The organism is Mesorhizobium sp. WSM4311 (assembly GCF_002295115.1).
GTDB lineage: Bacteria > Pseudomonadota > Alphaproteobacteria > Rhizobiales > Rhizobiaceae > Mesorhizobium.
Map to the genome: position 1 here is coordinate 383,508 of NZ_NSFV01000001.1, position 12,577 is coordinate 396,084.

14 protein-coding genes and 1 tRNA gene are annotated in these 12,577 nt (G+C 65.9%); 3 read left to right on the forward strand and 12 right to left on the reverse strand.

The genetic code is table 11. The features are described 5' to 3' along the window. Positions 1-3: 3 nt before the first annotated feature. Positions 4-1,296: an efflux RND transporter periplasmic adaptor subunit gene (locus tag CK226_RS01905; protein WP_095790866.1), complete on the reverse strand. Its 1,293-nt coding sequence runs from the start codon at positions 1,294-1,296 to the stop codon at positions 4-6. Between the two features lie 101 nt (positions 1,297-1,397). On the opposite strand from CK226_RS01905, the gene CK226_RS01910 reads away from it, so the two are divergent. Then, positions 1,398-2,306, forward strand: a complete 909-nt coding sequence (locus CK226_RS01910; protein ID WP_095790867.1) for a PhzF family phenazine biosynthesis protein — start codon at positions 1,398-1,400, stop codon at positions 2,304-2,306. Between the two features lie 106 nt (positions 2,307-2,412). Then, positions 2,413-2,488: transfer RNA gene (locus tag CK226_RS01915), tRNA-Lys, on the forward strand. A gap of 114 nt (positions 2,489-2,602) precedes the next feature. On the opposite strand, the gene CK226_RS01920 is transcribed toward CK226_RS01915, so the two are convergent. Genes CK226_RS01920 through cbiE form a run of 8 tightly spaced genes read right to left on the reverse strand, consistent with a single transcriptional unit; the run spans position 2,603 to position 9,701 of the window. Next, on the reverse strand, positions 2,603-3,343 hold the full coding sequence (locus CK226_RS01920) for a hypothetical protein (RefSeq protein WP_095773038.1): 741 nt from the start codon (positions 3,341-3,343) through the stop codon (positions 2,603-2,605). 24 nt (positions 3,344-3,367) lie between these two features. Next, positions 3,368-4,378 carry a nicotinate-nucleotide--dimethylbenzimidazole phosphoribosyltransferase gene (gene cobT / locus CK226_RS01925; RefSeq protein WP_095773037.1) on the reverse strand — a complete coding sequence of 337 codons (1,011 nt, stop codon included), beginning with the start codon at positions 4,376-4,378 and terminating at the stop codon, positions 3,368-3,370. Positions 4,379-4,417: 39 nt separating this feature from the next. After that, positions 4,418-5,194: an adenosylcobinamide-GDP ribazoletransferase gene (locus CK226_RS01930; RefSeq protein WP_095773036.1), complete on the reverse strand. Its 777-nt coding sequence runs from the start codon at positions 5,192-5,194 to the stop codon at positions 4,418-4,420. Further along, the gene (locus CK226_RS01935) at positions 5,191-6,510 is read right to left on the reverse strand and encodes a cobyrinate a,c-diamide synthase (RefSeq protein WP_095790868.1); all 1,320 of its coding nucleotides are present in this window, start codon (positions 6,508-6,510) and stop codon (positions 5,191-5,193) included. Before CK226_RS01935 ends, CK226_RS01930 begins: the two co-directional genes overlap by 4 nt. Then, on the reverse strand, positions 6,507-7,325 hold the full coding sequence (gene cobA / locus CK226_RS01940; RefSeq protein WP_095790869.1) for a uroporphyrinogen-III C-methyltransferase: 819 nt from the start codon (positions 7,323-7,325) through the stop codon (positions 6,507-6,509). The genes CK226_RS01935 and cobA overlap by 4 nt, the downstream gene beginning before the upstream one ends. Next, positions 7,322-8,086 carry a precorrin-4 C(11)-methyltransferase gene (gene cobM, locus CK226_RS01945; protein WP_095790870.1) on the reverse strand — a complete coding sequence of 255 codons (765 nt, stop codon included), beginning with the start codon at positions 8,084-8,086 and terminating at the stop codon, positions 7,322-7,324. The genes cobA and cobM overlap by 4 nt, the downstream gene beginning before the upstream one ends. Further along, entirely contained in the window at positions 8,083-8,469 is a 387-nt protein-coding gene (locus CK226_RS01950) for a cobalamin biosynthesis protein (protein ID WP_095773122.1), read from the reverse strand. Before CK226_RS01950 ends, cobM begins: the two co-directional genes overlap by 4 nt. Further along, on the reverse strand, positions 8,466-9,701 hold the full coding sequence (gene cbiE / locus CK226_RS01955; protein WP_095791063.1) for a precorrin-6y C5,15-methyltransferase (decarboxylating) subunit CbiE: 1,236 nt from the start codon (positions 9,699-9,701) through the stop codon (positions 8,466-8,468). The genes CK226_RS01950 and cbiE overlap by 4 nt, the downstream gene beginning before the upstream one ends. Position 9,702: 1 nt before the next feature. Here cbiE and CK226_RS01960 point away from each other — a divergent pair, with 1 nt between their 5' ends. Continuing rightward, entirely contained in the window at positions 9,703-10,464 is a 762-nt protein-coding gene (locus tag CK226_RS01960; protein WP_095791064.1) for a cobalt-precorrin-6A reductase, read from the forward strand. Here CK226_RS01960 and CK226_RS01965 read toward each other — a convergent pair. From CK226_RS01965 to CK226_RS01975, 3 genes are read right to left on the reverse strand one after another with little or no spacing between them, the layout of a single operon-like run. Next, positions 10,428-11,192, reverse strand: coding sequence for a precorrin-3B C(17)-methyltransferase (locus tag CK226_RS01965; protein WP_095787367.1), 765 nt, complete (start codon positions 11,190-11,192; stop codon positions 10,428-10,430). The genes CK226_RS01960 and CK226_RS01965 overlap by 37 nt on opposite strands. Continuing rightward, positions 11,189-11,947, reverse strand: a complete 759-nt coding sequence (locus CK226_RS01970; RefSeq protein ID WP_095787368.1) for a precorrin-2 C(20)-methyltransferase — start codon at positions 11,945-11,947, stop codon at positions 11,189-11,191. The genes CK226_RS01965 and CK226_RS01970 overlap by 4 nt, the downstream gene beginning before the upstream one ends. Continuing rightward, on the reverse strand, positions 11,944-12,576 hold the full coding sequence (locus tag CK226_RS01975) for a precorrin-8X methylmutase (protein ID WP_095790871.1): 633 nt from the start codon (positions 12,574-12,576) through the stop codon (positions 11,944-11,946). Before CK226_RS01975 ends, CK226_RS01970 begins: the two co-directional genes overlap by 4 nt. Position 12,577 lies beyond the last annotated feature (1 nt).

The following is a 12,577-nucleotide window of genomic DNA, read 5'->3' on the forward strand; positions in this document are numbered from 1 at the left end:
GCCTCAGCTCCGCAACTGCGAGGCGGTGATGACCTGCGCGCCTTCCTCCAGGCCGGACGTGATCTCGGTCAGTTCGCCATCGGTCGAGCCGATCTTGACGTTGACCGCACGCGGCCGTCCGTTCTCCAGCACATAGAGCGTGCGCGAACCGTCGGTGGGGGCCGTTGCGGCCTGGCGCTGGCGATTGCCGCCCGGACGGCCCATGCGGCCGGTGAACAGGTCGCTGAAGCTCCACGCGCGTGCTGCTTGCTGCGTCGGGCGATAGCGGAAGGCGCTGGCGGGCACGGTCAGCACATCTTTGGCCTGTCTTGTGACGACCGAAACCGTGGCGGTCATGCCGGGGCGCAGCAACAACTCGTTGTTGTCGACCTCGAGCCGCGCATTGTAGGTGACGACGCCGTCCGTCGTGACCGAGGCATAGGAGATGTCGCGGATCTCGGCGTCGAATGGCCGCTCGGGGAAGGCGTCGACGGTGAAGCGCGCATGCTGGCCAGTCTTGACGGCGCCGATATCGGCCTCGTCGACCGCCGCCACCAGCTCCATGTTCCGCAGATCGGCGGCGATGATGAACAGCACCGGCGCCTGCAGCGAGGAGGCGACCGTCTGGCCGGGGTCGACCGAGCGCGTCAGCACGATGCCGTCGATCGGCGCGTAGATGGTGCTGTTGGCAAGGTCGGTCTGCTGCGATTTCAGATCGGCATTGGCGATGGCGAGATTGGCCTGAGCGCTATCAAGCGCAGCCTTCGAGCGGTCGCGCGTCGCCGTCGCCGCCTCCAGCGACTGGTCGGTCGCCATGCCGCGCTTGGTCAAGGCGGCCGCGCGCACCAGCGCGCGCTCGTTCTCGGCCAGCGTCACCGTGGCATCCTCGACATTGGCGGCCGCGCCCTTGGCGGAAGCCTCGGCGCGCTCGATCTGCACCTGCAGCTTGGTGGTGTCGAGGGCCGCCAGCACGTCGCCCTTCTTCACCTGCTGATTCTCATTCACCGAGACCGAGCGGATGATGCCGGAGAGCTGGCTGGAAATATCGACCTGGGTGAGCGGCTGCAGCGTGCCCGTCGCCGAGACCTGGACGGTGAGGTCGGCCTTGGCGGCCGGCACCGTGGTGTAATCGATCCTGGCGGGCGTGTCCGCATACCACTGATAGAGGCCAAGTCCGGCGGCGAGCACGGTCAGGGTCAGCAACACATAGAGCCAGCCACGCCGGCGCGTCTTGCTCCGCCCCTTCTTGTCGAGCCCGAGCGCCGTCGCGATGGCGGAATCCGATTCCGTCTTTGGCAGATTGACAATCTGGTCCACGTCGGACCCCTATGATGCGCAATGTCCCTATCTGTGCACAGATCAGGGTTACCGGTTCAAATATCAAATTAAATTTCGCCCATGTTGGGATTGAGGCAGGAATGCAACCCCGGAACTACTTGCTTTACGATGTGTTTACGACCGTGCGACTGGCCGGCAACCCGCTGGCCGTGGTGTTGGATTGCAAAGGTCTGGACACGGCAGCGATGCAGGCCATCGCGCGCGAATTCAACCTGTCCGAGACGGTCTTCGTGCTGCCGCCGGACAATCCCAAGCATAAAAACCGCATCCGCATCTTCACGCCGGACTATGAAATGCCGTTCGCCGGCCACCCGACAGTTGGTTCGGCAATCGCGTTGGCCGACCTGGCTGGCGAAAGCGGGGCCGGCATCTTCGTGCTGGAGGAAAACATCGGCCCGGTGCGCTGCGCCGTCAGCAGGCATGACGGCGCCGCTTTCGCCGAATTCGACCTAGCGAAATTGCCGGAGCCGTTGAAGCTAGAGGCCGATCCGCAGGCGATCGGTGCCGCCCTCGGCCTGGCGCCGCATGAGATCGGCTTCGAGAATCACCGCGTCGCCTTCTGGTCGGCGGGCGTGCCCTATGTGACCATTCCTGTCGCCAATCTCGAAGCGGCGGGCCGCATCCGGCTGGACGACCAGGCCTGGTCGGAACTGGCGCCGCGCAAGAGCGAGTGGGCCTTCGCCAGCCCCTATGTCTATTGCCGCGAGACGTTGAACCATGAAAGCGCCTTCCATGTGCGCATGATCGTGCCGGGCACGCCTTCCTATGAAGATCCGGCGACCGGTTCGGCAGCGGCGGCCTTTGCCGGCGCCATCATGCATTTCGATGCTCCCACGGATGGCATTTCGCAGCTGTGGATCGAGCAGGGGCTGGAGATGGGCCGGCCGTCGCGCATCCGCCTGGAGCTGACAGTGCAGGGCGGAAAACTGGCCTCGGCGCGCATTGGCGGTAACGCGGTCAAGGTGGCGGAAGGCAGACTGTTCGTCTGATCGCGGTAAGGGTTTGTCGATTTGTCGGGAAATGATTCCGGCAGGGCTAGACATGACCGATGGTGGCGGCTATATGCCCGCCAACGCCGGTTTTTGCCGGCCGAGTGGGTGCGTAGCTCAGTTGGTAGAGCAGCTGACTCTTAATCAGCGGGTCCACAGTTCAATCCTGTGCGCACCCACCAAATTCCTTGAAGACTTGGTGGAAAGACCTGAAAGCGAGATGCGTTTGGCGCGTCTTAAGCATGCGTCGATTCCGGCGCGAGCCTGCCGAGGCTCGAGCAGCGGTGCGGGCTTGGCTACTGAAGCGTGGGTCGCAAATAACTGAGGATTGCCCGCACGATGGCCAAGACGCCGTCGATGGTGTCGAAGTTTGTCCTGCTTTTACCGACGATCCATTTAAGATCGGGTGATTCGGGCAAACGAAGGTCCTGGCGCACAAACCCGCCCGAAAGTATAAAGAGATCTAGATGTCTCGGATCGCCTTCCGAATAGTAAGGGAATTGGAAGAACAATCTTATAGGGCCACCATATGCGAGCTTGAACGTCATCGATAATCTAACGTTGTGACCAAATCTATCTTCGAAGATTCCGCTGAAACTAAGGTCTCGGGCATCATAGTGATGCCATTGCGTCGATAATCCCAAAGAATCCCAAGCTTTAAGGGTATGCGCCTTTAGTTCTTTGCGATTGGGGAATTTTGCCTCTTCAGGATCATGAGGAAGGGGTGGATCGACGTAACCTGTCTCGGTTCTCCACTCTTCTGCAGCGCTGCGGACGTCTTCAAAAACTTGAACGATTCCCGGGCCTGCCTGCTCGCCGGAAAAGATTGAAATTCGCCATTGAGAAATCATCTCGCACAGCTCTTCGACCGTATGGCCAGATCGTTCTGCCCAATCCTGTGTTGCCAGTATCCACGGCGAATTGTACTTCAGGCCGGCAAAAGCCCCGCTTTTGCTGTCGAAATCCCGGATAATCCGAGCAAGAATATCGCGAAGTCCCTGTTTGGGGTCCCCGAGAATCTGCAAGGGCTCATTCATCAGGTGTGATCCGGGCGTTGCGGTCTACTTCTCCGATACCCCCGCCTCGGCAAAGCTAGCCATCCTCGCATGGCACTCCAGCGCCGAGCGGACGATGTTGACGGCCAGGCAGGCGCCGGAGCCTTCGCCGAGCCGCATGCCGAGATCGAGCAGGGGGGGCAGGCCGAGCGCTTCGAGCAGGCGGCGATGGCCCGATTCGGCCGAAACATGGGCCGCGATGGTGTGGGAGAGGCCAGTCGGATGCAGCCTGGCCAGCGGGGCGGCGGCGGCGGTGCAGACGAAGCCGTCGAGCAGCACGGGTATGCCGAGATGGCGGGCGGCCAGCGTCGCGCCGAAGATGGCGGCGAGTTCGCGGCCGCCAAGGGCCGCGGCGATAGCCAGCGGGTCGGTGAGGGCCGCGGCGTGCCGCTCTAGCCCGGCTTCGATGGCGACCACTTTGCGCTTCAGGCCGGCGTCGTCGACGCCGGTGCCGCGCCCGGTCCATTTTTCCGCCCCACCACCAAACAGCGCCGCCGAAATGGCAGCCGCCGGCGTGGTGTTGCCGATGCCCATTTCACCAAAGCAGACCAGGTCGAGGTCTTTCGTTACGGCGTCATAGCCCGCCGAGACCGCGGCGAGAAAGGCTTTCTCATCCATTGCCGGCACTTGCGTGAAGTCGCCGGTGGGATGATCGAGATCGAGCGGGATGACATCGAGTTCGGCGCCGGCGATGCGGGCAAGCTGGTTGATGGCGGCACCGCCGCCGGCGAAGTTCGCCACCATCTGCACGGTGACCTCGGAGGGATAGGCCGACACGCCTTGAGCGGTGACGCCGTGATTGCCGGCGAAGACGAAGATTTTCACCCGGTCGAGCCTGGGCATGTCGCGGCCCTGCCAGCGCGCCAGCCAGGCGGCGATGGTTTCCAGCCGGCCGAGGCTGCCTTGCGGCTTCGTCAGCGTGTCCTGGCGGGTGGCAACGGCTTTGGCGGCTGTATCGCTGCCGGCAGGCAGGTCGAGGCAGGCGGCGCGCAATTCATCGAGGGATTTGAAAGGCATGGGGGCAAGGTCTCCGGAAGGGAATCAAGTCGAAGGGAATCAGGAAAGCGCAACGGAGGCGACGAGAAGCACCGCGATTTCACTCACCTGCTGCAAGGCTCCGATCGTGTCGCCGGTCTGGCCACCGATCTGGTTGAGGCAAAGGGCGTGGAAGGCGGCAAAGAACAGGCCGAGCAGGATCAGCGCGGCGATGGCGCCGCCGGCCCCGAGCAAGAGGAGCGGGATCGCGCCAAGCACGGCGCCGGCGATCGCGGTTTCAAGCGAGACGGTGCCGGCGCCGGCCGAGAGGCCGTCGGTGCGCGCCGGCGGCAACAGATGCATGAAGGCGCCCAGTACGCCCCGCGATGCCGCGTGCGCGGCAACAAGGGCAAAGAGCGCCTGGGTGGGATCCACCAGTTCCGAAAGCACGTTCCAGCGAATCAGCAGCGACAGGGCCAGCGCCATGGCGCCATAGGCGCCGATGCGGCTGTCGCGCATGATGTCGAGTTTGCGGCCGCGCGACTTGCCGCCGCCAAAGCCGTCGGCGACGTCGGACAGTCCATCCTCGTGCAGACATCCGGTGGTGATCACGGTTGCCACGAGGGCAAGTGCTGCCGCCGGCCCCATGGCAAGGCCGAATCGTTCCGCCGTGGCAAAGACGATGGCGCCGATCAGGCCGACGACGAGGCCGGTGGCCGGTGCGGCCCAGATCGCGGCGGCAAGGCCGCGGCCGCGAAAGTCGAGGTCGGGCAAAGGCAGGCGGGTGAAGAAGACCAGGCAAAGCGCGATGTCGTCGAGGATTTGCCTGGGCGAAAGGGTCAAATTCGGGAGCTTCACGCGCTGGCCCTCGCTATCGCATGGAAGAAGGTACCGCTGACACGACCACGCCGGTAGCCGGAAGCGCCGATCGGATTGCCCTGGCCGTCGGCAAGGTCGGCCAGAGGCTCGTCATTGCCGGTGGCCGTCATCTGCGCATAGTGGAATTCATGGCCCCGGATCAGCGCGCCTTGAACCCCCAGCGGGCAATCGGCGCGCAGCCGCGCCTCGCGATAGCCGAGATTCATCTTTCGCTTGGCGAAGCTGGTGGCGTGTCCGAGCAGGCCGAGCATGCGATGCGTTTCGCCGGCAGCATCCTCCAGCGCTTCGCCAAGCACCATGAAGCCGCCGCATTCGCCATGGACGGGCCTGGTCGCGGCGAAATGCGCCATTCCGGTATGGAAATTCGCAGCGGCGGCAAGCTTGCCGGCGTGAAGCTCGGGATAGCCGCCGGGCAGCCAGCAGACATCGCAGCTATCGTCGGGCGCCTCATCGGCAAGCGGCGAGAACCGAACGATCTCCGCGCCGGCCTTGCGCCAATAGGCTGCGACATGCGGGTAAAGGAAAGTGAAGGCGGCATCCTCGGCAAGCGCGATACGTTGACCGGGGGGCCGCAGCGCATCGCCAAAATCGCCGGCCGCCGGGGCGAGGGGCGTCGCCAGCCTCATCACGGCATCGAGGTCGAGCGATTTCTCCGCCATGTCGGCCAGCCGGTCGAGATGCGCCATCAGATCATCATACTCGCCGGCCTGGACGAGGCCGAGATGGCGCTCGGGCAGGTTCAGCGTAGGGTCGCGTAAAATGGCGCCGACAACGGGCAGGCCGATCGCCTCGATGGCGTCGCCGGACAGCTTGCGATGGCGTTCGCTGCCCAGCCGGTTGAGCACGACGCCGGCCATGCGCACATGCGGATCGTAGGTGGCGAACCCCTTGGCGACAGCGGCCGCCGTGGTCGACTGGCCCGACACGTCGAGGACCAGCAGCACCGGCAGGCCATAGAGCCGGGCAAGGTCGGCGGCAGAGCCGGTTCGCCCCGGCGCGGCCGGAATGCCGTCGAACAGGCCCATGGCGCTTTCGAGGATGACGAAATCGGTGTCTTCGGCCTGTTGCGCGGCCAGCGCATTGAGCAGCGACGGCGGCATCGCCCAGCTGTCGAGATTGACGCCGGAAAGGCCGGTGGCGGCGGTGTGGAAGCCGGGGTCGATATAGTCGGGGCCGGATTTGGCGCCGCGCACCCTCAGGCCGCGCCGGGCGAGCGCGCGCAAGATACCGATGGTGACGCTAGTCTTGCCCGAGCCGGAGCGCGGCGCGCCGATGATGATGGCGCGGGCGGTCATGCCTGCCCCGTCAATGCGGCGCGCATGGCGACGATGCCGCCGACGACGATCAGCGCCGGCGAGGTCAGCCCGGCGGCGGCTGCTTCCTCGGCGATTGTGGCGAGCGTGGCGACGACGGTCCGCTCCTGCGGCGTGGTGGCGGCGACGATCACCGCCGCCGGCGTCGACGGCGCCAGCCCGCCATCGAGCAGAGCTGCCGCGATCAAAGGCAAATTGGCCATGCCCATATAGACCACGACAGGCTGGCCGGTGCGGGCGATCGCCGCCCAGTCGATATCGTCGTCAGTGCCGGCGGCGTGGCCGGTCGCCAGGATCACAGCCTTGTTGATGCCGCGCATGGTGGCCGGGATGCCGGTTGCGGCGAGCGCGCTGAGGCCGGATGTCAGGCCCGGCAGCACGCGGAAGGGGATGTTTTCGCGTGCGAGTGCCAAGGCTTCTTCGCCGCCACGGCCGAAAATATAGGGATCGCCGCCCTTGAGCCTGATAACGCGGCGGCCTGCGCGCGCCAGCCGGACCAGCAGAGCGGTGATGTCATCCTGCTTCATCGAGGGCTGGCCGCCGCGCTTGCCGGCAAAGAACAGCTCGGCGCTTGCGGCAACGGCGACGACGTCCGGTGAAACCAGAGCGTCGTAGACCAGCGCATCCGCTTCGGCCAAAGCCGCCAGCACTTCCAGCGTCAGGCAGCCGGGGTCGCCGGGGCCGGCCCCGGCCAGCCAGACATGGCCCGGCTCCAGCGGGCGCGGCTTGAAATTCAACCGCGAAAAGGCCCGTTCGAGCGTGGCGTTGCCGCCGTTGTTTTTGGTGTTGCCGCTCACAATCCGTCCCGTCCGCGAAAACGCCGCTGGTAGTGGGCGTCGTACAATGAACTTTCGCCAAAACCTTCCGCTGCCAGCGAGCGGCCGACGAAGATGATCGCGGTGCGCTCCATAGGATCGGCGGCCAGCCGTGCCTCGATCGTTTCCAGCGTAGCGGTCAGCACCCGCTCGTCCGGCCAGGAGGCGCGGAAGACGATCGCCACCGGACAATCGCCGCCATAATGCGGCGTCAATTCGGCGACGATGCGGTCGATGGCGTGGATGGCAAGATGGATGGCGAGCGTCGCGCCGGTGCGGCCGAAGCCGGCCAGCGTTTCGCCCGGCGGCATTTTTGAAGCACGTCCGGAAACGCGGGTCAGCACCAGGCTTTGCGCGACTTCGGGAATGGTCAGCTCGCGGCGAAGTGCTGCGGCCGCGGCCGCGAAGGAGGGCACCCCCGGCGTCAGCGTGTAGGGGATGCCGTGCTTTCCCAGCCGGCGGATCTGTTCGGCAACGGCGCTCCACACCGACAGGTCGCCGGAATGCAGGCGGGCGACATCATGGCCCGATTTGTGTGCCTCGACATAGGCCGCCTCGATCTCGTCGAGCGACATCGGCGCGGTGTCGATCAGTTTCGTCCCCGGCGCGCAATGCTGCAGCAATTCAGGCGCGACGATCGAGCCGGCATGCAGGCAGACCGGGCAGCTTGCCAGGAGCCTTGCGCCGCGCAGCGTGATGAGGTCGGCCGCACCCGGGCCGGCGCCGATGAAATGAACGGTCATGGCGCGTCTCCGCTGATGGCGATGGCGCAGGTGACCGGGCCGAGCACGATGCGGGGGCCAAGCAGCTTTGCGCCGGTGCCGGCCACGGCAAGGGCGGATGCCTCGGAAACCGAGGGCGTGCCGGCGACTGCTTGCGACAGGTCGGAGTGGCTCAGCGTGTCCCCTGCGGCGCCACGAAGGGCCGCGTCATCGACGATGATGAGCGGAAGGTTCAACGTGCGGCCGGCGGCGGCAATCGCCGCTTCATCCTTCTTCGGTGCGGCAGTTGCCAGTGCGGAAAGCGCCGTCACGGCCAGCCCATGCGCTTCGAGAGCGGTTTCAATCGCGGCAAGCACGTCTTCAGCGCTCACGCCTTTGCGGCTGCCGATGCCTGCGACCATCATGGCTTCACCCAGCTCCATTGGGTGACCGGCATTGCCGGCCGCCAGGCCTGCATCGAGCCGACCGGAGATGCGCGAGAGATGTTTATCCGGGTAAGATCGCCGCCGAGCTTTGTGTGCTGCGCGAGAAGCAAGGCTTCCATCTCCAGCGTCACAGCGTTGGCGACGAGCCGGCCGCCGGAACGCAGCGCCTTGATGGCAGCGTTCAACACGCCGGTATCGCTGCCGCCGCCGCCGATGAAGATCGCGTCCGGCGTGTCCAGTCTGGCCAGCGCCTTGGGCGCGCTGCCTTCCACCACGACAAGGCCGGGAACGCCACAGGCGGCGGCGTTGCGGTGGATGCGGGCGGCGCGGGTCGGATCGGCTTCGATGGCGATCGTGCGCATCAAGGGGTGCGCCAGCATCCATTCGATGCTGATGGAGCCAGAGCCGGCACCGATGTCCCACAGCAATTCGCCGCGCCTCGGCGCCAGCGACGACAGGGTGATGGCGCGGATTTCGCGTTTGGTGATCTGGCCGTCATGGTCGAACAGGTGGTCGGCAAGACCAACCGTGAGCGGCAAGACGCGGGCTTGCGGGCTCGAATCAATTTCGATCGCCAGCACGTTGAGTGGATTGATGTTTTCGACGTCGAAGGCATCCGCGCGGGCGGCGCGCTGGTTCTCCTTTGGCCCGCCCAGCGCCTCAAGAACCGTCAACCGCGAGGCGCCGAAATCGAGTTCGGTGAGCAGGCGGGCAATTGCATCAGGCGCTTCGGCATCCGACGTCAGCGCCAGGATGCGCGCATTGGGCTGCAGCAGCGGCCGGATCAGGTCGAGTGGCCGGCCATGCAGCGAGACGATCTCGATATCCTGCAGCGCCCAGCCAAGGCGGGCGGCGGCCAGCGAAACCGCCGAGGGCGCGGGGATGACATGCATCTCCCGCGGCTTGACCTTGCGGGCGAGGGTGGCGCCGACGCCGTGGAAAAAAGGATCGCCGGAGGCGAGCACACAGACGTTTCTGCCGGCAAGCGCCAGCACATCGGCCATCCCGGCATCGAATGGCACCGGCCAGGGCCGCGGCTCGCCCTTGGCGAAGGACGCGACCAGCGCCAGATGCCGCTTGCCGCCGAAGATGATCTCGGCCTTGGCAATCCGCTGCTTGGCCTCGTCGCCGAGACCCGCTAAACCGTCCTCGCCGATGCCGATCACCGTCAGCCATTTCGGCCTGGCGCCGCGCGAACTTTCAGCAGGCATGATGACCCACCGCATTCTGATCCTCGGCGGCACCACGGAAGCCCGGCAACTGGCCGGCAAACTGGCGGTACGCGCCTCGGTCACGCTGTCGCTGGCCGGCCGCACGGAAACCCCGATCGCGCAAGGCGTGCCCGTGCGAAGTGGAGGCTTTGGCGGCGCCGAGGGGCTGGCCGCCTATCTCCGGGAGACCAGCACCGATCTGCTGATCGACGCCACACATCCTTACGCGGCGCGAATCTCCGCCAATGCCGCGCAAGCCGCGCGGCTGACCAGTGTGCCCATCCTTGCTTTGCTCCGCCCCGGCTGGGAGCCAGTCGAAGGCGACCGCTGGACGCTGGTCGATACAACAGGCGATGCCGTGCGAGCGCTTGGCCCGGCGCCGCGGCGCGTCTTCCTGGCGCTTGGCCGGCAAGAGGTTGCTGCCTTCGAAGCAGCCCCCCAGCATCACTATCTCATTCGCAGCGTCGATCCGGTCGAGCCGCAGCTGGCCGTGCCGGATGCGACCTATCTGCTGGCGCGGGGCCCGTTCCGTGAGTTGGACGAGCGCGCGTTGCTCCAAGAACAGCGAATTGAAGTCGTCGTCTCCAAGAACAGCGGCGGCGCTGCCACTTACGGCAAGATTGCCGCCGCGCGAGCGCTTGGCATCGAGGTGATCATGGTCCGCAGGCCGGCGTTGCCGGAGGTGCCTTCGGCTGAAACCGTCGATGAGCTCGCCGCGATGGTGGATCATTTCGTCGAGCCCGCTGCCGAGCGTGGCGTGTAGACCAGCGCCGGTTTGTCGCCGCGCTTGATGATACGGGTTTCCGGCGAGCCGATGATGATGCAGGTCGCCATGTCGGCCTTTTGCGCGTCGACATCGGCCAGCAGATAAACCTCGATGCGCTCGTCCGGACGGCCGGCGGCGCGGCCGAAAATGACTGGCGTGGTTCCGGGCAGGATCGCGGTCAGGCACTCGAAGGCGCGGCCAAGCTGCCAGGGGCGCGCCTTGCTGATCGGGTTGTAGAGCGCGATGACGAAGCCGGCGCCGGCCGCCGCCAGCAGACGCAGCTCGATCAGGTCCCACGGCTTCAGATTGTCGGACAGCGAAATGGCGCAGAAATCATGACCGAGCGGGGCGCCGATACGGGCGGCGACAGCGAGCATTGCGGTGATGCCAGGCACGACGGCCACATCGACCGCGCGCCATTCGGCCGGGCCGGCCTCGATCGCCTCGCAGACGGCCGCGGCCATGGCAAAGACGCCGGGATCGCCACCGGAAACCACGGCAACGTCGTGGCCCTCGGCGGCCTTGATCAAGGCATCCTTGGAGCGGGCGAGTTCCTCGCGGTTGTCGGACGCGACACGAGCCTGGTCCGGGCGCAGTTCGAGCCGGTCGAGATAGGGCTTGTAGCCATAGAAGAACTTCGCTTCGGCCACGGCGCGGCTGGCTTCAGGGGTGACCTGATCGGCATTGCCGGGCCCGAGACCGATGACGGTGAGACGGCCGCTCATGCCTGCGCTCCCAACGCCCCGGGCCGGCCGGACCAGCCGGCGACCAATATGATGGCGAAATAGGGCGCGTTGTCGTCCTGTTTGTCGGCGAGCTTCATCGAGACGCTGCCGGCCATGGTGCCGCGCTCGACATAGACGGCGCGGGTCAGCTTGCCGGTGGCTTCCAGCGCACGCCTGATCTTGGGCAGATTGCGGCCGACCTTCATGATGACGGCGGCATCGGTGTCGGCCAGCCGACGGGTCAACTCGAATTCGCTCATCGTGCCGGGCAGCACGGTCAGCACGTCATCGCCCTGGACGATCGGAACACCGGTCTGCGACCAGCAGCCGGACATAGCGGTGACGCCGGGAATGACCTCGGTCGGGAAACGATGGGCGAGACGCACATGCAGATGCATGTAGGAGCCGTAGAACAGCGGGTCGCCTTCGGACAGGACGGCAACCATTCGGCCTGCTTCGAGATGTTCGGCGACCTTTTGCGCCGACTCCTCGTAGAAACCGGTAATCTGCGAGCGATAGTCGTCGTGATCCTTGTCGATCTCGGTGGTGACGGGATAGAGCAGCGGCAGTTCCAGCATATCCGGGCGGAAGCGCGCCTCGACGATGGCCCGCGCATTGCTGTTGTTGCCGCGCTTGGCGAAATAGGCGACGACATCGGCTTCGGCCAGGGCCCGCGCGGCCTTCAGAGTCAACAGTTCGGGGTCGCCGGGACCGGTGCCGACGCCAACGAGCTTGCCTTTGGGAAGCGCGTTCACAGGCCGGGCCTCGCCAGGGAATTGAGCGCGGCGGCGGTCATGGCGCTGCCGCCGAGCCTGCCGCGCACGATGGCATAGGGCACGCCGTAGGAATTCTCGGCCAGCGCATCCTTCGATTCGGCGGCGCCGACGAAGCCCACGGGCATGCCGATGATGGCCGCCGGCTTCGGTGCGCCGTCGCGCAGTTTCTCCAGGAGATAGAAGAGTGCGGTCGGCGCATTGCCGATGGCGACGACGGAGCCGGCCATGCGTTCGCCCCACAGGTCGATCGCGGCGGCGGAGCGGGTGTTGCCGATGGCTTTGGCAATGTCGTGCGTGCGCGGGTCGCGCAGTGTGCAGATCACCTCGTTGCCGGCCGGCAACCGGGCGCGGGTGACACCGTGCGAAACCATTTCCGCATCGCAGAAGATCGGCGCGGCGGCGGCAAGAGCGCTGCGCGCGGCGGTGACGAAGTCAGGCGAGAAAACGAAATGGCTCGATGCTTCGACCTGGCCGCAGGCATGGATCATGCGGATGGCGACATCGGCCTCGGCTTCGGAGAAGCGCGAAAGGTCCGCCTCGTCGCGGATGATGGCGAAGGAGCGCTCGTAGATCGCCGTGCCGTCGTGGATGTAGTCGTAGGCGGCCATG